This is a genomic window from Paraburkholderia sp. BL18I3N2, from assembly GCF_003001875.1.
Classification (GTDB): Bacteria; Pseudomonadota; Gammaproteobacteria; order Burkholderiales; family Burkholderiaceae; genus Paraburkholderia; species Paraburkholderia phytofirmans.
The window spans coordinates 94,046-113,159 of sequence record NZ_PVNC01000012.1 but is presented as its reverse complement, the minus strand read 5'-3'; the positions used below and the strand labels follow the sequence as shown (position 1 = coordinate 113,159).

Genomic DNA, 19,114 nt, shown 5'->3' with positions numbered 1-19,114 from the left:
GACGTCACCCTTTGATCGCACCCGTGCGTGGCACGATCTGGGCTTTCGTGCTCTTGCCTTCATAGCGCGTCGACGTGTTCAGGTACGGATCGACTGTGCCCTTGGTGACGAACTTCAGACCGGTGTTCACGTTGGCCGGCCCGACGAGTCCGCCGGAGGCGAGAAAGGTGAACGCCTGGACCACGGTATAAAAACCCTGCACGTACGGTTGCTGATCGATCGTGAAATCGAGGAAGCCCTCGTTGATCAGATCGACCGTGCGCGGCAACAGGTCAAAGCCACCGCCGTGGACACCTTTGGACGGCAGGTTGGATTCCTTCATCGTCACGGCGACACCCTGCGTGCTGCCCGCGTCCACTGCGAACATGCCTTTGAGATCCTGGTGGCCGAGATAGAAAGATTTGATCTTCGAGAGTTCTTCGTTGACGGTCGCGCCGGTGGCGATGGTCTGCACGTCGATCTTCTTGCCCGATTTCTTGATTGCAGCCACAGCGCCATCGAGCCGGGGCTGAATGTTGAGTTGGCCCGGCGTGGCGATAAAGAGCGCGACCAGGCCGCTATCGATGAGGCTCGCGATCCGCTCGCCCATCTGATAACCGGACAGATAAAGATCCTGGCCGATATACGCCAGGCGCGGATTCGTGGAACCCGAAGGCGCGTCGGCGTTATAGGCGAAAACGGGAATGCCGGCGTCGAGCGCGGCCTGGATGGGTTTGTCGAACGCCTTGGGATCGACGATCGGTACCGCGATTGCGTCGGCTTTCGCGGCAATCGCCGCGTTGACCGCATTCACCATTTCACCGATGTCGGCGTTGGCCGAGCCAGTCCATTGATAGTCCATGCCCAGCAAGGCGGTCGCGTCCTGAATGCCGTATTGCGTGGGCACGAAGAACGGATTCGTCGTGACATGGTTGACGAAGACGATCTTCCATCGCTTGTGCGCCGGAAACGAACCGCCTTCCGCCGCCTGGGCCGACGAGATCATTCCACCCATTCCACCCATTAGCGCCAGTGCTGCGGACACGCCCGCGCCCTGCAGCAACCCGCGACGCATACCCTGTACTTCGTCCTTGTCTTCCTTCGATTGCGCCATCTCAGTCTCCGTCTCTCAGTTGTCGAACGTTTTACTGGTTGTAACGGCGCAAGCAGGAAAAGCTCCGGCCAGACAGGCACCGGAGCCGGGCACCACTTCTTTCGAAATGCCCACGTGCACGCGCGTACGCATGACTACCCTCGGAAAATGCTATATCACGCACTTTTGCCTACTAATCGATGTATACCCTTAACTACTCACCGCTAATGAATCACCGGCGCGTAATTCGCTCCTTTTTCGGTCGCACTTTGGGTGCAGCGCAACACGCGCGGAGTCATACGTCGCTGGGAATGATTTGCACGATACACCGATTTAATAGCATTACTACCGAGTTGCTGCCCGAAAGAAAGACGGACTGAAGAAGGGGAAGCGGTCGCTCGGTTTTACCCGACGATTCGCGGCATCTGCAGACCAATTATTGGGATTCGCAACGCGTAAAGCGCTTTTTTGAAAGCTTGCTGCACACCCACTTGTCGATGACAAACACGTTTACTTCGCATGCGAATATTATATACTTCGTATGCGAACATGTTGGTGCGCTCAAATGTGTCCAGTGTGCATGCCCGTAGATAGTCTGAGCAAATCTTTGGAGATGAGGCAATGAGTCCAGAAGTGAATGTAGAGCTTGCAAATGGCGTGCTAGTGGTCACGATCTCGCGACCAGGAAAAATGAATGCCATTACAAATGTGATGTATGGCGCGCTTGCGGATGCAGTCGAGCGGGCAAATGCCGATGATGACGTTCGCGCATTGTTGATCCAGGCGGACGGGGACACATTCACAGCCGGTAACGATCTATCGGAATTCGCCGCGCAGGCTACGGGCAACGGTCCACAGGAACGTCACGTAGTGCGCTTTCTTCGAGTTCTGGCCAATGCGACCGTGCCTATCATAGCCGCTGTTCAGGGCAAGGCCGTGGGAATCGGCACGACGATGTTGCTCCATTGCGACTACGTGCTCCTGTCCGAGGAGGCGCAATTGATGACTCCATTCGTGAACCTGGCCTTGGTTCCCGAAGCCGCCTCGAGCTACCTTCTGCCGTTCCAGATTGGACATGTCAGGGCATTCGAAATGTTCGCGCTCGGCGAGCCGGTTTCGGCGGATAGCGCGGTTGCATGGGGCATCGCAAATCGGTTGGTCCCTGTTGCGGAACTGCGTGTGCAAGCGCGCCGGATTGCCGAGAAAATTGCCACCAAGCCCTACGGATCACTGACAGCAACGAAACGGCTCATGCGCGACGCAGAGCGGCTGACAGCCCAGATGGATCGGGAAAGCGTCACGTTCATGGAGCGGCTTGCCGGCGCGGAGGCGAAGGAAGCGTTCCTGGCGTTTGCTGAAAAACGCCGGCCAGACTTCACGAAGATTGCGCGCTGATGCGAGCGGCGTACACTGCCGGGCAAAACGGCGGTACGGCAGTGCCGCCGTGTTCAGGTGTCACCCTATGCGGTTTCCTCGTCGGCGTCGGGAAACTTGTCCTGCAAACTCGTCAGCCAGCGCGCAACCACGTCGATCTCGGACTCCGTAAAGCCCTCCGTCAGTCGGGCATTCAACTCGGCAAGACCCGATTTCGATCGCTTGAGTGCGGCGCGTCCGGCGGCCGTTAACCAAAGTCGCGACGCACGCCCATCGAGTTCGTCCGAATGGCGTTCCACGAGACCGGCCCGCTCAGCTCTGTCGACCAACCCGCTCATTCCCGGCGCCTTGAGATCGAGCGCCGCGGCCGCCTCGCTTGTGAGAGCTCCGTCGTTTTTCCCGAGAAAGAAAAGCAGCCCAGCCTGCGCCGCAGTGACCCCACCTGCGGCCGTCCGAGTCTGCGACCACCGATGCAGGCGCTTTTGGCCCACATTGAGCAGATACACGAGCCGATGATTCATGTTTCAACCTCGCCTGTTGCGCTCCGGAGCACAGCGCTTTTTTGTTGGGATTTAGTTCGTGCGCGAACTTTTATCTTAGCATAAGTCATATCGACGGCATGCGATAGTTGTGTGGTGAGTGCGGCCACGAATGGCGAGGCAAGCGGGTCATACCCGCATCGCCGACGCTGATAAGAAAGTGAACTTTGGCTTGCTGGCATGTCGATTCTGATGGTCTTCCTTCGTCGTCTCTATGGCAGCATGCGGTTTGCCTGCGCATTCAGCCACCACTGAAAGGAGATTTGCCATGGCGATTCAAAAGATCACGCCGTTTCTCTGGTATTCCACGGAAGCTGAAGAGGCGGCTGCTTTTTATGCGGGTATCTTTCCCGACTCACGCGTTATTCGGGTCACTCCGGTGCCGAGTGCCGGTTCCACGAAGCTTGTCGAATTCGTGCTCTTTGGGCAGCCCTTCATCGCCATGAGTGCCGGGCCACTCGATCCGTTTAACCACTCAATATCCTTGATGGTCAACTGTGACGATCAGGCGGAACTCGACCGCTACTGGAACGCTCTTCTCGAAGGCGGTTCGCCCGAGGAGTGCGGTTGGCTGAAAGACCGCTTCGGCGTCTCGTGGCAGATCGTTCCAGCCGATGTCCTCGACATGTTGGCCGATCCCGATCCAGTCAAGGCCGGGCGCGTTGCTGACGCAGTGCAAAAAATGGTGAAACTCGACATCGCTGCTTTGAAATCCGCCTATTCGGGGCCGACGGATTAACAAAAGCCTCCGTACGTCGTGCGTGTCGTAGAGCGTCGGTCTGGTTTGCGCGTTTCCAGCCGACGCACAGCCCACCGGTTTCAGGAATCCTGACGCCGAGGGAGCCAACGTCTCCGCTCGGCAATTTCGGCTTTCGTGCACTTGCCGGCTGCTTCTGGCTGTTCGACGTTTTGTCGCGCGTCGCTGTTTCGGCGTGATGGCAAGTGCAGCGAGCATCTGCCAGAATCTCTAGAAGAATACTAAGAATGGAGGCAGCTTGCGCACGGTCGAATACCGCTTTTCCACCGTCTGGCGCATCGATGCGCCGGTGCAGGAAGTGTGGGCGGCAATCCAGGACTCGGCGCGCTGGCCCGAATGGTGGCATAACGTCGAGCGCGTGGACCAGCTGAAGGCGGGTTCGGATGAAGGCGTGGGCGTCGTTCAGCGCTATACGTGGAAAGGCTGGTTGCCTTATCGCCTGGTGTTCGATATGCGGGTGACGCGTGTCGATCCGTTGGTCGCGCTGGAGGGTGAGGCCAGCGGCGACGTCGAAGGCGCCGGCCGCTGGAGCTTTTCGACCGACGGGCGCAATCTGACCGTGGTCCGCTATGACTGGTGCGTGCATACGAAACGCGCCTGGATGAATGCATTGGCGCCGTTGTTGCGACCGGTTTTCCAGTGGAACCACGACGCGGTGATGCGCGAAGGCGGCGCGGCGCTAGCGCGGCGGCTGGACGCGCGGCTCCTTGGCATCGAGCAGGGATAAAAACCCGATCCGGGCCAGGGCAGCGTTCAATCAGTGCAATTACCAATCCGCAGGTTGTACGATGCATTGTGCCGGTTCATGAGCCGCTGGAACAGTTGCAGCCCGGCTTCTTCCAGGTTCACACGTTGCGAACGTTGCTGCGGCGGCGGTTGGAAAAGAAAGTACGTGAGCTGCGGGCGTCGTGAATCGCTGCGGCCGCGCCAGGTTCGCCGGCAATGGGAGAAACCATGTTCGACAATGCGCTGCGTATCGAAAGGGGACCAGACTGGCATCACTTCCGCGTTTACACCGACAGTGAGTTTGTGGCGGTACTGCTAGTCGTGGCGCTGCTGGTCGCGATTCTGCTGGCCAGCGCGATCTGCTATTACGTGACGCGTTCGATCATGCTGTTGATCGTCAGCCGCCTCGCGCGCCAGGAACGGCACAAGTGGTTGCGAGCCGCCGAGCGCCACAAGGTCTTCCATCGGCTCGCGCCGCTCGTGCCCGCCGCGATCGTCTACGCGGCAGGCCCGCTGCTTTCCGGCATCACATTCCCGATGATCGCGGCGCTCGGGCATCCGCTGTCGGTGCTGGCGGCTTGCTATATGGTGTACACGGTGTTGCGCGCCGCGCTGGCGTTCCTCGACAGCGTCAGCGAGCGCTACAGCCACTTCCCCTCCGCGAGCGAGCGGCCGATCAAGAGCTTCCTGCAGATCGCCACTATCGTGCTCTATGTGATCTCGCTGATCGCCGTGATTTCGGTGTTGCTCGAGCGTTCGCCCGCATACTTCCTCACGGGCCTCAGCGCGATGACGGCGCTGCTCATCATCATCTTCCGTGAGACGCTGCTCGGTTTCGTCGCAAGTATTCAGCTCGCCGCCTACGACATGCTGCGGGTGGGCGACTGGATCGAAGTGCCCGGCTTCGTCGCCGACGGCACGGTGATCGACATTGCGCTGAACACGATCAAGGTGCAGAACTTCGACAACTCGATCGTCATGGTGCCGAGCTACGTTTTGCTGACGAACGGTGTGAAGAACTGGCGTGGCATGACCGAGTCTGGCGGCAGGCGCGTCAAGCATTCGATTCATTTCGACGCCGACACGGTCCGCTTTCCCGACGAGGCACTGCTCGCCCGCCTGCACAGCGATATCGACCCGCCGCTCGCGGCATTCGCGCCCGCCGGCGCGCAGCGCCGCACGAACCTCGGCCTTTACCGCCTTTATCTGAGCGCGCATTTTCGCGCTCATCCTGCGATCCGCCGCGACATGCCTGTTGTGATTCGCCAGGTGCAGTCCGGCCAGCCCGTCGTCGCGCTGGAGATCTTTCTCTACGTCGACGAAACCGGCTGGGAGCCGTACGAAAGCCTGCAGTCGGACATGCTGGACCACGCTTATGGGCTCGTGCCGCTGTTCGGCCTGCGCTGCTGGCAGCAGGCATATCCGGCGTCGCGGCAGCCTTAGCTGGCAGTAGTTCTGCCCGGCATCTACACTTATTCCATACCTTGGCCGACGATGCCAACGACTGCGCCGAACCGCCGACGCAGGTATTGCCGCGCCCAACTCTCAACTGACAGGAAGATCGACAGCGATCCAGCGCGGACAGGAGACACCGACATGAACGGCTATCAGGTCACTTTCTTTACTCAACAGGATCGCCGCCATCACAGCAAGCCGCTGGCTGACTGGCTCGTCCATCTTGCGGGCGAACTCGGGTTGCGCGGTGCAACGGTGATACCGGCCGTCGAAGGAATCGGTCATCATCACCGCATTCACTCTGCGCACTTTTTCGAGTTGACGGACCAGCCTTTGTCCGTCGTGATGGCGATGACGAGCGAAGAAGCCGACCGGTTATTCGATCGGCTGCGCGCCGAGGGCGTGCATCTGTTCTACGTGAAGACGCCCGTCGAGTTCGGCGTCGTCGGGAATGACAACGGCAATGGCAACGCCCCGAAGTCTTAGAAAAGACGTTCAGAATGAAACTCGGTCCCGTGTGTCTAATGACTAGCGCGGGACCTGCACTGCATGTCACTTATTTGCCAAAGTACGGCGTACAGAAGCTGACCGGACCGACACAGGTCGATTGCATCGCCGTATGCATCGGGCTTCCTGCCGACGTGCTGTTCGTCGGCACACCGCCGTAGCCCTGCGTCGCTTGCTGATACGTGGATTGCGCCGCGACTTTCGCTTCGGCGGCCTGGATGTCGGCCGGATAGCTGGCGTCGTCGGAACGCGCCGGGTTATAGCCGGCCCGCTCCACTTGCACGAGATCGCTGCGGACCTCGGCGCGTGTCACCGGCCCGTTGGATTGCGCGAAGCTGAGAACCGGAGCGGACAGGGCGGCAGCAGCGAGGGCGAGGCAAACAATAGCTTTCTTCATGATTCAGACTCCGAAATAAATACGATGGTTAATTGAGGGAAATTCACTGAATAGCAGCAGCTCATTCGACGCTACTGGTATTGCGCGGGTCCTTCTTCTCTGAGCGTCTGGAAGCCATATTGCGCTTGCGCACCTGACGCGATCCCCACCGGTTCATTACGAAATTGACATGTTGGACGTGCCCCGCTTCAGGGTCCGGGCGCTTACTGACGGCAAAATGCGTTTTGCCATGCACTAATGCATGGAGGGCGTGCATATTTGTGAGTTTTCAGACCGGTTTGCATGGGACACTATTCGCTCCATCTGCTTTCCATTCACCGGCATTTGCCAGGAGCGTTGACCATGACAATGCAAGCCCTCGTTCTCTCCCAGTACAACGGCCCGCTGGAACTCACCACCTTGGCGCGCCCCGAACCGTTGCCCGGCCAGGTGCTGGTGCGCATCGCGGCGGCCGGTCTCAACCCGCTCGACACGAAGATCCGCGCAGGCGGCGCCGCTCATGCAAAACATCCGCTGCCGCTGGTGCTCGGCATCGACATGGCCGGCGTGGTCGAGGCGGTGGGTGGAGGCGTGACCCGCTTCAAAGCGGGCGACGAGGTCTACGGCATGACAGGCGGTGTCGGCGGCATTCAGGGTTCGCTTGCGCAATATGCCGCGGTCGACGCGGATCTGCTTGCACCGAAGCCCGCCAATCTGTCGATGCGCGAAGCCGCCTCTCTGCCGCTCGTGTTCATCACCGCCTACATGGGGATCGTGGATCGCGCGAAGCTTCAGGCCGGGCAGACCGTGCTCGTGCAAGGCGGCGCGGGCGGCGTGGGCCATGTTTCGGTGCAACTCGCGCGGGCGCTCGGAGCGCGGGTGTTCGCGACGGCGAGCGCGCGCGACCACGACGAACTCACGCGCCTCGGCGCTACGCCGATCGACTACGCCGCGCAGAACGTCGAGCAATACGTCGGCCAGCATACGGGCGGGGTGGGATTCGAGGTGGTTGCCGACGCGGTGGGCGGCGCGACGCTCGATGCATCGTTCGCGGCGGTCAAGCATTTTGGCCACGTCGTCAGCGCGCTCGGCTGGGGTACGCATGCACTCGCGCCGCTGTCGTTTCGCGAGGCGACGTATTCGGGCGTGTTCACCCTGCATGCGCTGCTGAGCGGCGAGAACCGGGCGCATCACGGCGAGATGCTCCGCGAGGCGACACACCTCGCCGAAGCGGGTCAATTGACGCCGCGGCTCGATCCGCGCCGCTTCGATCTTCGCTCGGCGGAACAAGGGTACGACGCAATCACCGAGCGCAGCGCGCGGGGCAAGATCGTCGTCGATATCGAATGATGCATGCTGCGCGGGCCGGCGACGGCGAGTGAGTTAAGCGGCGGCCAGATGCCTAGCCGGCGTTGGCGAGTCTGTCGACGACAACGTCGATCAGCGCCCGCAACCGCCCCAGCCGCCGAAGGTCGCGATGGTAGCCGAGCCACACTTCGCGACCCGGCGGCGTTTCGCCGAGGTCGATGCGCCGCAGGCCCGGCGTGTTGTCGCCGAGCGCGCACGGCAGGACCGCGAAGCCGCCGCCCTCGGCGCACATGCGCGCCTGGACGCCGCGATTGTTGCTGGCGTACGCGACCCGCGCATTCGGCAGCATGCGGCGAATCCACGTTACGTCGGGCAAGGCTTCGAAGGCGCTGTCCATCGTAATGAGCGATTGCCCCGCGCCATCGCCGGCTTGCGGCGCAACCAGATCTGCGTGCCCGTACAGCGCGTAGTTCAGATCCATGATCTTGCGCTGGATTACGTCGGGTTCGTCGAACGGCGTGATGCGAAACACGAGATCTGCTTCACGGCGCGAGAGACTGTAGCGTCGCGAGTCGGTGATCAACTCGATCGACAGTTGCGGATGCCGCGAAAGAAACTTAGCGAATACCGGCGTCAGCACATGAATGCCGAACCAGTCGGACGACGACACGCGCAGCGACCCGGTCAACTGCTGCGTGGTCCCGGCAAGCGAGCGTGTGAACGCAAGCGCTTCTTCCTCCATTCGCTCCGCGAAACTCAATACCGCCTGGCCTTCGTCGGTCAGAACGAAGCCCTCGGCAGTGCGCTGGAACAGCGCCTGGCCGACTGCGCTTTCGAGCGCGCGCAGCCGACGGCCCATGGTGGGCTGGGTCTGTCCCAGTTGGCGCGCGGCTGCGCCGAGTGTGCCGCAACGGGCAATCGCGAGAAACACGCGGACATCGCCCCAGTCCATTGTCATTTCGTTCATAGCAGGATGTGCTCGTGCGACAGGCGCGCTTATCGTACCGAACTTCGAGGTTTAGCGTTTGGGCAATGCCGATGACCGCATCAGCTTCGGGATGGGCTTTGCCTGAAGGGGAAGAACATCGGCAAGTGTGCAGCGACCGGCGAGTTTCGCTCACATACGCGTGAAAATTTCTGCCTTAACGGCCACGTCGATATCGGGCTACGCTGAACGTGCCGAGTCAGTTAGTAAGCCGCGCGTTCTCTGCGTACTAGTAGCTCAATCATCCTGCCCGTAACGTTGAACGGAGATGGACATGATCCAGAAGATCGATGTTGGCGCGGTCGCCGGCGACACGCCGCAAGGCTATTCGAACAAGATACTCACCAGCGTAAATGACCACGACGTCCATTTGAGTGTCATGGACGCGCCCTTTTTCTGGCACTTTCATCCGGATTCGGACGAGACATTTTTCGTCGTCGAAGGCGTTCTCACCATCGACATCGAAGAGGGATCAGTCGACCTGCAAGCCGGCCAATTGCTGACCGTGCCCGCGGGCACGCGGCATAGAACGCGGCCGGGTGGCGCACGCTCTGTCAATCTCACGGTTGAGAAGACCGATGCGACGACTGTCCAGTGCGATACGCCGTCGCATTGGACTGGCCGTCCTGAGTGACAGCACCGATGGCAAGTCGGGCGGCAAGCAAGCGACAAGCAAGCGCCTATCCACGCTCCGCCTGGCAAGCCGCGCCCGCCACAGCCGGCCGTCCGACGATCGCCAGCGTCAGCAGCACGGCGGCCAGTTCGCTGGCCGCCGCGACCCATCCGAGGCTGCCCACGCCGCCGTGTGCCAGGGTCAGTGCGCCGAGCGCGGCGCCTAGCGAGAAACCGATATACATGAACGACGCATTGAGCGACAGCACGATCGATGCGACCTTGAGACCGGCGATGTCGATGAGCCGCGCCTGCTGCGCGGGATAAAACGCCCAGTGCGCGACGCCCCACAACGCGATGGCCACCAGCACGGGTATGAGCGCGGCTGCCGGTGACAGGAAGCGCGCGCTGATTGACAGCATGGCGAAGGCGAGGCCCGACAGCGCGATCGTCGGCACGATCACGGCCAGCGGTCCGAACCGGTCGCTGGCGTTGCCGCCGGTCACGACGCCGGCTGCGGCAGCGAGCCCCCACATGAACATCACCATGCCGATCTGCGCACCGGCCAAACCGGTGACGCTGGCGAGAAACGGCGAGAGATACGTGTAGACCGTGTAGGCGCCGGTGGCCCACAGCGTGGTTGTCAGTAGCGTTGCGAGCACGACCGGGTTGCGCGCCACCGCGATGCGTTCGCGCAGCGTCGCGACCGGGATGCCCGCTCCGATGTCGCGCGGCAGACCGATGACCAGGCCGGCCGCGGCGACCGTCGCCAGCCCGGCGACGCCGGCAAACGTCATGCGCCAGCCGAGTGCATGACCGACGACCGCGCCAAGGGGCACGCCGAGTGCGATGGCGATCGTAATGCCGCCATTGACCACCGCGATCGCGCGGCCGCGGCGTTCAGGCGGCACGATCACGCTCGCCAGCGCATTCGCGCCCGGCACGTACAGACCGGCGGACAGCGCCAGCAGCACGCGCGCGCCCATCAGCGCCCAGAAGTTCGGCGCGATCATGGCAAGTACGTTGGAGAGCGCGAAGGCGATCATGCTCGTGAGCAATAAGGTGCGGCGATTCAGACTGCCGCTGAGCGCCGTCAACACCGGCGAACTGAGGCCATAGGCCAGAGCGAAAACGGTGACCAGTTGGCCCGCGGTTTCGATCCTCACCGAGAGATCGGCGGCGAGTCCGGGCAGTAGCGGCGAGATCATGAAACCTTCGGTGCCGATCGCGAAAGCTCCGAGCGCCAGCCAGTAGATCGGAGCGGGGAGAGCGGAGGTAACGTGTGCGGATTTCATGCAATGCCTCAAGGCGAAAGTAATGCGTTGCATGATTGTGGGGGCGGCGTTCCCGGCCATCAATAAGCTGGGGTTCCAGACTTATCGGACACCAATGTCCGCAATCCTGGGGCGCGCGTGGACGGTCTCAACGCACTTAAAGTCTTTTCCCGCGCTGTGGAATTGCGCAGTTTCACGAATGCCGGCTATTCCTCGAGTACTCGTACCGAAGCCAGGTGAGCGGCGAACTTCACGCCGATGCGATGAATCGGTGAATTGACCTTGGGCGTAGCCGGTCCGAACTGCTATCTTGAGTGAGTGTCGTCGGCTCTGTCGGCGAGCGAGCGCCACGTATGCGCTAAAAATTCCTGCTCAGAGGTGCATGATGGTCGAAGTTACATGGCTTGTCGTGGCTGATGGAGGTCGCGCGCGTGTTTTCCGGACGCCTGGGCTTACGCTCGACTTGCAGGAAGTCGAAGTTCTCGTCAACGACGAATACACCGGTACGGTCCTGACCGAGAAAGACCGCGAGAAATTTGCAAAACGGGTTGCCACCTATCTGGACGAAGGGCGGCTCCATCAGCTCTACAATCGGCTGCGGCTCGCCATGGAGTCGAAATTCCTCGGCATGGTGCGTTCGAATCTGAGCGAAGAAGCGCGTCGAATGATATTCGAGCAGATCAGCGAAGATCTGTTGTCGCTCAGTACACAGGAAATCGAGGCGCGTCTGCGGAAGTAGAGAGCGGCCGCGGAAAAATTCACTGGGCCTGCAAGCGTTGTGCAGGGCCGGCTTTGCAGCGTTCAGGAACTGATGTCTGGGCCGTGCGATTTTTCTTCCGCATCGCGGAACCAGTCCTCCGCGCGAGACCGGGCGCTGACCCAGGAGTGTGGTTGCGGCGTCTCGAACTCACGATCGATGAAACGGCGGCCCCATTCGACCGCATCTCTGATCGCTTCTTCTTCGGTCAGCCATTCGGGTTGAACGGTCATCGGGCGAATATCGACGACTTTACCCGCGCTATTTTTCAGGCTCACGCTCGCGACCCATGCACCGAACTTATTGGTCTCAGCGCGCACGACCATCTCGAACTCGCCGTAGAAAATAGTAGATGCTGGCATCGTTTTCTCCTTTAGCATGCGTGTCGCTGCTAAGCGCCATCATGCCGCAATCCCGGCATTCCGATACAAAGAAAATTGCGTCCGGATGGCGCATGCCGACCGTATTTCGCCGATAGTTAGCATTGGAAAGACCTGCGTTCACCGGGTCGTGACTTGCTCATAGAATTCCACGTGGCGCGTGGCGTGCGGCGCGCGAAGTCGCGTACTCGTATGAAGAAAATGCCGGCTCAACTGGTCTTCCGTAAGGAGGCGTTATGGCACAAGAATTCCCGTATCGACGATTCCTGTTTTCCGCAACGATCGCACCTCTGCAAGGGAGCCGGGGCATGGTCACGGTCGACGTCACGACCTCGGACGCTGAGCGCATCGCCGATCTCGGCACGCAGCGGTTCCTTCACGTCGAACGATGGGTGGAAAGAAACGATCCTGCTTTTCTTCAGGTCGTGGTCGATGAATGCAAGGTTGCTGTCGATCATTACGCGGACAACGTCGACGATAGTTGAAACGTCGTTGCAAGACCGCTAGCGGCTGAGGGCCTGGTGCATCGTCAAGATGGTCGGTCATTGAGACCTTAACTTGCATAAGGTGGTGAAAATGCAGGAATTCGATTTCTACATTAACCTGAAGAAGCCGACACTCGGACTCTATGTGCGCAACGGCGCTGGCCTGCCCGACCTCGCCGACAAGAGCGACTGGCAATTCGAAGGGCATGTCTGGCAGAGCGAATTGACACCCGAACTTCTGAAAGGACTCGAGGCCAACGGCCACGTATTTCAGGAACTGGGTGCGTAACGCCCGGCTCTACGGCGAGTAGAGCGGATCAAGCTGGAGGGAGAGGACCATGCCGGAGCAACAGGGTGACCTAAGTGACGAGTTCATCGCGCAGCAGCGCAAGCGTCTCGAAGCGCTGCGCCGGGAACTGCTGGGCGGCGAGGCAGATACGATCGCGGACGAGAGAACGGCTCGGGAGGAGCATGGCGACGAGGCCGAGGAATACGAGGACGAGGCGCAGGGAATGGCGCAGAATGAGATCAACCAGTCGCTGCATGACGTGAACGACCAGCGCGTCGCGGATATCCAGCGTGCGCTACGGAAGATCGACGAAGGCACTTACGGTCTCTCCGATGAAAGCGGCCAGCCGATCCCCAAAGAGCGGCTCGAGGTCATGCCCGAGGCTATCCTGACCGTTGCGGAGCAGAGCCGCCGAGAGACCGGCAAGTAAGGGCATTCACGCGCGTTCAAGCGCACAATCTCGCAGCCGATAGCGTTGGGCATGCCTACCAATCCCTATCATCGGAAAAACCAATGTTCCCTTACTAACGATCCACTCATAGAATTCAAGGGCGGTTTTTTAGGTTCGTTATGCCAATCATGTGGCGATCAGGCCCGTAGCGCGAACACGCGAGCGCATGCCGGTTGCCGGAAGCCGCTCGCGCGTCTCAACCTGTTTGGAAGACGCCGGCATTTGAACGCTGATCAGCGAAGCATCGGTCCCCGGCGCACCACTTATCGAAAGGCCGGCGACAGGTTTCGAGCATTCGCCCCTCATGTGAACGCGTTCCATACCCTTTAACAACGTCGGATGCCTTAACTCATAAAGGTGAATCTGCGATGCCCGCCCTTTGCGAAATCTGTAACGCCCGTCCCGCTGTCGCCCGTGTGACCGTTGTGCAAAACGGCGAGCGGAAAACTTTATCGATTTGCGACTATGACTATCGGCAATTAATGCGGCACCAAAGCATGGCGAACCCGTTCGACTCGCTGCTCGGAGGAGGCGGTCTGTCCCGCTTCTTCGGCGGTCTTGGCGGCGCGGGCGCTGGCGCGGAAGATGACGACGAAGAAGAATTGGCCGCGGAGCTGCCGCGCGAATCGGTCGACGCCACCGACGCCTTCAGCGAACAGACGCTCGAATTGTTGCAGCGCGCGGCAGAGAAAGCGCACGAACTCCAGCGAAACGAACTTGACACCGAACATCTGCTGTACGTACTAGCGGACAACGATGTCGGCACTGCGCTGCTGAAGGAACTCAAACTTTCGCCGCAGGATATTAAAGGGTACATCGACCAGCATGCGCAGAAGGGAAACGCGAGCCCCGATGCGCCGATGGACAAGATGACCATCTCGCCGCGCATGAAAAAAGTGTTCCAGAACGCGTTCCAGGCATCCCGCGACTTGGGTCATTCCTATGTCGGCCCGGAGCATTTGCTCATCGGGCTTGCGTCCGCGCCGGACAGTATCGCGGGCGCCTTGCTGAAGAAGTACGGTGTGACACCGGAAGCGCTGCGGCAGAAAGTGGTGAAGGTAGTCGGCAAAGGCGCCGAGGACGGCCGCGTCGACACGCCGACGGGCACGCCCACACTCGACAAGTTCGGCCGTGACCTCACGGCTCTCGCACGCCAGGGCAAGCTCGACCCGGTGCTGGGCCGCGCGCAGGAAATCGAAAGTACGATTGAAGTACTCGCGCGGCGCAGGAAGAACAATCCGGTGTTGATCGGCGAACCCGGGGTCGGCAAGACCGCGATCGTCGAAGGCCTGGCGCAGCGTATCGTCAACGACGAAGTTCCCGAAAATCTGCGCGGCAAGCGGCTCGTCGAGGTCAATATCAATTCGATGGTGGCGGGTGCGAAGTATCGCGGCGAGTTCGAAGAACGCGCAAAAACGCTGATTGACGAAGTGACGGCGAAGAAAGACGAACTCGTTCTGTTCATCGACGAATTGCACATGATCGTGGGCGCCGGCCAGGGCGGCGGCGAAGGCGGCCTCGACGTCGCGAACGTGCTCAAACCGGCGCTGGCCCGTGGCGAACTCAGTCTGATCGGCGCGACGACGCTCAACGAATACCAGAAGTACATCGAAAAGGACGCCGCGCTCGAGCGGCGCTTTCAGCCGGTACTGGTGCCCGAGCCGACCGTCGAGCAGACCATCGTCATCTTGCGCGGTCTGCGCGACAAGCTCGAAGCGCATCATCAGGTGACCTTTGCGGACGATGCGTTTGTCGCCGCCGCAGAGATGTCGGACCGTTACATCACGTCGCGCTTTCTGCCCGACAAAGCCATCGACCTGATCGACCAGGCCGCCGCGCGCGTGCGCATCGGCGCCACCTCGCGTCCGGCCGACATGCAGGAACTCGAAGCCGAAATCGCCCAGCTCAAGCGCGAGCAGGACTATGCGTCCTCGCGCAAGCGCTACGACGAGTCGAAGAAGTTCGAGGAGCGTATCGGCGAAAAGCAGACGAAACTCGATGAGCAGATGGAGGCATGGCAGCGCAAGACCGGTTCGGAAACGCTTGAAGTGACGGTGGCGGCCATCGCCGAAGTGGTGTCGCGCCAAACCGGCATTCCGGTCACCGACCTGACACAGGAGGAGCGTCAGAAGCTGTTGGACATGGAGAACAAGCTGCGCGAGCGCGTGGTCGGCCAGGACGACGCGGTGCTTGCCGTGAGCGACGCCGTGCGCCTGTCGCGTGCCGGACTCGGCCAGGCGAACCGGCCTATCGCGACCTTCCTGTTTCTCGGACCGACCGGCGTCGGCAAGACCGAGCTCGCGAAGGCGCTGGCGGAAACGGTGTTCGGCGATGAACAGGCGGTCATCCGTATCGACATGTCCGAGTATATGGAGCGCCACGCGGTGGCCCGCCTGATCGGCGCGCCTCCGGGCTATGTCGGTTATGACGAGGGCGGCCAGTTGACCGAACGCGTCCGGCGGCGCCCGTACAGCGTGATCCTGCTCGACGAGATCGAGAAGGCCCACGCGGACGTGAGCAACGTGCTGCTCCAGGTGTTCGACGATGGCCGTCTTACCGACGGCAAGGGCCGTGTGGTGGATTTCAGCAACACGATCATCATCGCGACCAGCAATCTCGGCGCACACATCATCATGGATAACCTCGAGAAGCCCGAGGCGGACCAGTTGCCGGAAAAGAAGCTTCGCGAAGAATTGATGGATGTGCTGAAGGGCCACTTCCGCCCGGAATTCCTGAACCGCATCGACGAGGTGATCGTCTTCCACGGGCTTTCTCGTGAGAATATCCGCTCGATCGTGCAGATCCAGCTCGAACGGGTCATCCGCACGGCGGCGGCCCAGGACATCACGCTCAAGATGGACGAGTCGGTTGTCGACCATCTTGCCGACGCCGGCTACCGGCCCGAGTTCGGTGCCCGCGAACTGAAGCGGCAGATCCGCCAGGAACTGGAAACGCGGCTTGCCAAGGAGATTCTCGGCGGTAACCTGAAATCGGGCGACAGTGTCGAGGTCAGCTACGACAAGGACAGCGGCGAAGTGAAGTTCGTTCGCGGCGAGGCGCCGCCCAAGGCGAAGCGCGTCAATGGCCGGACAAAGAAGAAGTCGTCCGACGAAGTCGGCAGCACCGAGTCCACGGAGGGCGCCGGATCCTGAAGGCGCGCTGTGGGCAACGGGCAAGGACACGCGGCGAGCGTGTCGGCGGTGTGGCGCGTATTATCCGGAAGCGGACCTGCTGATGCCTCTCGAACTCTTCTACAAAGAAAGAGACGGGAGGCGCACGGTTCGCCGGCTGAGTGATGTCTCTCAGCTTTGCGAGGCGTTCATCTTTGCGCACGTGCCGGTACAACCTGGAGCCGCCGATCAATCATGGAAATCTTCGATGCCTTCCACCTCGCCAGGCTGCAGTTTGCGTTCACGGTTTCATTTCACATTGTTTTCCCCGCGATCAGTATAGGAATGGCCAGTTTCCTCGCCGTGCTGGAGTGGCGTTGGCTGCTGACCGGCGACGTGGTCTACAAGGACATGTTTCTGTTCTGGTCGAAGATCTTTGCGGTCGGCTTCGGCATGGGCGTGGTGTCAGGCGTAGTGATGGCCTACGAGTTCGGCACCAACTGGAGTGGCTTTTCCACCATTGCCGGCAACATCACAGGGCCGCTCCTGACTTATGAAGTGTTGACGGCGTTCTTTCTCGAAGCCGGCTTTCTCGGCGTGATGCTGTTCGGCTGGCAGCGCGTGGGTCCGCGCGCGCACTTCTTCGCCACGCTGATGGTGGCGCTCGGCACGTTGATGTCCACCTTCTGGATTCTCGCGTCGAACAGCTTCATGCAGACGCCGCAAGGATTCGCCATGGAGAACGGCCGGATCGTGCCGGTTGACTGGCTGAAAGTGATTTTCAACCCGTCGTTTCCCTACCGGCTCGCGCATATGTCGATCGCCGCGTTCATCGTCGCGGGCTTTATCGTCGCCGCGTGCGGGGCGTGGCATCTGCTGCACGGCCGGCGCGACGGACCGATCAAGCGCAGTTTTTCGATGGCACTGTGGATTCTGCTTTTGCTGACGCCGATCCAGATTTTCGTCGGCGATGCGCACGGCCTGAACACCCGCGAATATCAGCCCGCCAAGATCGCGGCGATAGAGGGGCTGTGGGAAACCGAGAAAGGCGGCACGGCGCTCAATCTGGTCGGTCTGCCCGATATGAACGCGGAAGTGACGCGCTACACGCTGCAAATCCCGCATTTGGGCAGCCTCATTCTGACCCATAGCTGGGACGGAGAAATCCGCGGGCTCAAGACGTTTCCCGCCAGGGACCGTCCGTATTCGCCAATCATCTTCTGGACCTTCCGGATCATGGCGGGCCTCGGTATGTTGATGCTGTTGACCGCGTTGCTCGGGCTGCTGCTCAGATTGAAAGGCCGTCTCTACGAGACGCGGTGGTATCAGGTTTTCGTGCTGTGCATGGGCCCGTCGGGAATCGTCGCGCTGTTGGCCGGGTGGATCACGACGGAGGTCGGCCGCCAGCCCTGGACGGTCTACGGCGTCCTGCGCACTGAAGACTCACTCTCGCCGATCAGTGCCCAGCAAGCGGGCGTTTCATTGCTGATCTTTGTGCTGGTGTACTTCCTGGTATTCGGTACGGGGGTCTACTACATGCTCAAGATGATGAGGCACGGACCCGAGGAGCATGGCGACGCCCGCCAGTCCGTCAAGCATCCGGTGTTGCGCAATCGTCCGTTGGACGCACTGGAACGGGAGTGACGCCATGCAAATCGATCTTCCGGTAGTGTGGGCTGCGATCATCGGACTCGGCGTTTTCATCTATGTGATGCTGGACGGCTTCGATCTCGGCATCGGCCTGCTGTTTCCGTTTTTCGAAGAGAAAGGCGATCGGCAAGTGATGCTCAATACCATCGCGCCGGTCTGGGACGGCAACGAGACGTTCCTCGTGCTCGGCGGCGCGGGGCTATACGGCGCATTCCCGGTCGTCTATTCGACGCTGCTGCCGGCGAACTATCTGCCGCTGATCCTGATGGTCGTGGGGCTGATCTTCCGCGGCGCAGCCTTCGAATTGCGCGCCAAGGCCACGCGGACCCAGCATGCGTGGGATCTCGCCTTCATTGCCGGGTCGGCTCTCGCGGGTTTTTGCCAGGGCATCGTGCTGGGATCGCTGCTGCAAGGCATCAAGATCGTCGACGACCGTTTTGCCGGCGGCCCGTTTGACTGGCTATCGCCGTTCAGCCTGTTCTGCGGGATCGGCGTGCTTTCTACCTATGCGACGCTCGGCTGCGGCTGGCTGATCCTGAAGACGGAAGGCGAACTGCAGCGCAAGATGCGCGAGGTGATGCGGCCGTTGCTGGCCGTGCTGCTGGGGATAATCTTCGTGGTGAGTCTCTGGACCGTGATTGGATTGCCGGCGGTCGAGCATAGGTGGTTCGGCAGCGGCTATCTCGGATGGTTCATGCCGGTGCCGATTCTTGTTCTGGCCTGTGTGTGGGGCATTTTTCGATCGCTTCGCCTGCAGCATGAAGCCATGCCGTTCCTGCTCACGCTGGCGCTGTGCTTTCTCGGATACAGCGGCTTGCTGATCAGCATCTGGCCGAACATCGTGCCGCCTTCGCTGACCATCTGGCAAGCCTCGTCGAGTCATTCAAGCCAGCTCTTCACGCTGGTCGGCACGGTAATCGTGCTGCCGATCATCCTCGTCTACAACGCCATGCAGTACCGCGTGTTCCGCGGCAAGGTGCGGGAGGGGGACGCCGGCTACCACTGAG

General features: G+C 60.9%; 20 protein-coding genes. 14 read left to right on the top strand and 6 right to left on the bottom strand.

The genetic code is table 11. The features are described 5' to 3' along the window. Nucleotides 1–4 precede the first annotated feature (4 nt). Nucleotides 5–1,093 carry a sugar ABC transporter substrate-binding protein gene (locus tag B0G75_RS26730; RefSeq protein ID WP_106312737.1) on the bottom strand — a complete coding sequence of 363 codons (1,089 nt, stop codon included), beginning with the start codon at nucleotides 1,091–1,093 and terminating at the stop codon, nucleotides 5–7. A 600-nt stretch (nucleotides 1,094–1,693) separates the two neighbouring features. Between B0G75_RS26730 and B0G75_RS26725 the strand changes: the two genes are divergently transcribed. Further along, nucleotides 1,694–2,467: an enoyl-CoA hydratase gene (locus tag B0G75_RS26725; protein WP_106312734.1), complete on the top strand. Its 774-nt coding sequence runs from the start codon at nucleotides 1,694–1,696 to the stop codon at nucleotides 2,465–2,467. 65 nt (nucleotides 2,468–2,532) lie between these two features. On the opposite strand, the gene B0G75_RS26720 is transcribed toward B0G75_RS26725, so the two are convergent. Next, nucleotides 2,533–2,967: a MarR family winged helix-turn-helix transcriptional regulator gene (locus B0G75_RS26720; protein WP_106312731.1), complete on the bottom strand. Its 435-nt coding sequence runs from the start codon at nucleotides 2,965–2,967 to the stop codon at nucleotides 2,533–2,535. Between the two features lie 286 nt (nucleotides 2,968–3,253). Here B0G75_RS26720 and B0G75_RS26715 point away from each other — a divergent pair, with 286 nt between their 5' ends. The 4 genes from B0G75_RS26715 (at nucleotide 3,254) to B0G75_RS26700 (ending at nucleotide 6,409) form a co-directional block, all read left to right on the top strand. Next, complete coding sequence (locus tag B0G75_RS26715) at nucleotides 3,254–3,724, top strand: VOC family protein (protein WP_106312728.1); 471 nt, start codon at nucleotides 3,254–3,256, stop codon at nucleotides 3,722–3,724. A gap of 256 nt (nucleotides 3,725–3,980) precedes the next feature. Next, the gene (locus tag B0G75_RS26710) at nucleotides 3,981–4,469 is read left to right on the top strand and encodes an SRPBCC family protein (protein WP_106312725.1); all 489 of its coding nucleotides are present in this window, start codon (nucleotides 3,981–3,983) and stop codon (nucleotides 4,467–4,469) included. 227 nt (nucleotides 4,470–4,696) lie between these two features. Then, a complete protein-coding gene (locus tag B0G75_RS26705) occupies nucleotides 4,697–5,911 on the top strand; it encodes a mechanosensitive ion channel family protein (protein ID WP_106312722.1) in 1,215 nt (404 codons plus the stop codon). 153 nt (nucleotides 5,912–6,064) lie between these two features. Continuing rightward, on the top strand, nucleotides 6,065–6,409 hold the full coding sequence (locus B0G75_RS26700; protein WP_106312719.1) for a DUF190 domain-containing protein: 345 nt from the start codon (nucleotides 6,065–6,067) through the stop codon (nucleotides 6,407–6,409). 70 nt (nucleotides 6,410–6,479) lie between these two features. Here the strand turns inward: B0G75_RS26700 and B0G75_RS26695 are convergent, their stop codons facing one another. Beyond that, nucleotides 6,480–6,827 carry a DUF4148 domain-containing protein gene (locus B0G75_RS26695; RefSeq protein ID WP_106312715.1) on the bottom strand — a complete coding sequence of 116 codons (348 nt, stop codon included), beginning with the start codon at nucleotides 6,825–6,827 and terminating at the stop codon, nucleotides 6,480–6,482. Nucleotides 6,828–7,169: 342 nt separating this feature from the next. Between B0G75_RS26695 and B0G75_RS26690 the strand changes: the two genes are divergently transcribed. Further along, nucleotides 7,170–8,156, top strand: coding sequence for a zinc-dependent alcohol dehydrogenase family protein (locus tag B0G75_RS26690; protein ID WP_106312712.1), 987 nt, complete (start codon nucleotides 7,170–7,172; stop codon nucleotides 8,154–8,156). Between the two features lie 52 nt (nucleotides 8,157–8,208). Here B0G75_RS26690 and B0G75_RS26685 read toward each other — a convergent pair whose 3' ends face one another. After that, a complete protein-coding gene (locus tag B0G75_RS26685) occupies nucleotides 8,209–9,081 on the bottom strand; it encodes a LysR family transcriptional regulator (RefSeq protein WP_106312709.1) in 873 nt (290 codons plus the stop codon). A gap of 292 nt (nucleotides 9,082–9,373) precedes the next feature. Here B0G75_RS26685 and B0G75_RS26680 point away from each other — a divergent pair, with 292 nt between their 5' ends. Further along, nucleotides 9,374–9,733: a cupin domain-containing protein gene (locus B0G75_RS26680; protein WP_106312706.1), complete on the top strand. Its 360-nt coding sequence runs from the start codon at nucleotides 9,374–9,376 to the stop codon at nucleotides 9,731–9,733. Between the two features lie 46 nt (nucleotides 9,734–9,779). On the opposite strand, the gene B0G75_RS26675 is transcribed toward B0G75_RS26680, so the two are convergent. Then, nucleotides 9,780–11,006, bottom strand: coding sequence for an MFS transporter (locus B0G75_RS26675; RefSeq protein ID WP_106312703.1), 1,227 nt, complete (start codon nucleotides 11,004–11,006; stop codon nucleotides 9,780–9,782). A gap of 361 nt (nucleotides 11,007–11,367) precedes the next feature. On the opposite strand from B0G75_RS26675, the gene B0G75_RS26670 reads away from it, so the two are divergent. Next, on the top strand, nucleotides 11,368–11,724 hold the full coding sequence (locus tag B0G75_RS26670) for a host attachment protein (protein ID WP_258194702.1): 357 nt from the start codon (nucleotides 11,368–11,370) through the stop codon (nucleotides 11,722–11,724). A 62-nt stretch (nucleotides 11,725–11,786) separates the two neighbouring features. On the opposite strand, the gene B0G75_RS26665 is transcribed toward B0G75_RS26670, so the two are convergent. Next, nucleotides 11,787–12,122, bottom strand: coding sequence for a DUF6566 family protein (locus B0G75_RS26665; RefSeq protein WP_258194701.1), 336 nt, complete (start codon nucleotides 12,120–12,122; stop codon nucleotides 11,787–11,789). A gap of 236 nt (nucleotides 12,123–12,358) precedes the next feature. Between B0G75_RS26665 and B0G75_RS26660 the strand changes: the two genes are divergently transcribed. From B0G75_RS26660 to cydB, 6 genes are all read left to right on the top strand, one after another. Further along, entirely contained in the window at nucleotides 12,359–12,607 is a 249-nt protein-coding gene (locus tag B0G75_RS26660; protein ID WP_106312698.1) for a hypothetical protein, read from the top strand. A gap of 91 nt (nucleotides 12,608–12,698) precedes the next feature. Beyond that, nucleotides 12,699–12,896, top strand: a complete 198-nt coding sequence (locus tag B0G75_RS26655; protein ID WP_106313048.1) for a hypothetical protein — start codon at nucleotides 12,699–12,701, stop codon at nucleotides 12,894–12,896. Between the two features lie 49 nt (nucleotides 12,897–12,945). Then, a complete protein-coding gene (locus B0G75_RS26650; protein ID WP_106312695.1) occupies nucleotides 12,946–13,326 on the top strand; it encodes a TraR/DksA C4-type zinc finger protein in 381 nt (126 codons plus the stop codon). A gap of 389 nt (nucleotides 13,327–13,715) precedes the next feature. Continuing rightward, a complete protein-coding gene (locus tag B0G75_RS26645) occupies nucleotides 13,716–16,499 on the top strand; it encodes an ATP-dependent Clp protease ATP-binding subunit (protein ID WP_106312693.1) in 2,784 nt (927 codons plus the stop codon). Nucleotides 16,500–16,712: 213 nt separating this feature from the next. After that, the gene (locus tag B0G75_RS26640; RefSeq protein WP_106312690.1) at nucleotides 16,713–18,101 is read left to right on the top strand and encodes a cytochrome ubiquinol oxidase subunit I; all 1,389 of its coding nucleotides are present in this window, start codon (nucleotides 16,713–16,715) and stop codon (nucleotides 18,099–18,101) included. Between the two features lie 4 nt (nucleotides 18,102–18,105). Then, entirely contained in the window at nucleotides 18,106–19,113 is a 1,008-nt protein-coding gene (gene cydB, locus B0G75_RS26635) for a cytochrome d ubiquinol oxidase subunit II (RefSeq protein WP_106312687.1), read from the top strand. The last annotated feature ends 1 nt before the right edge of the window (nucleotide 19,114 follow it).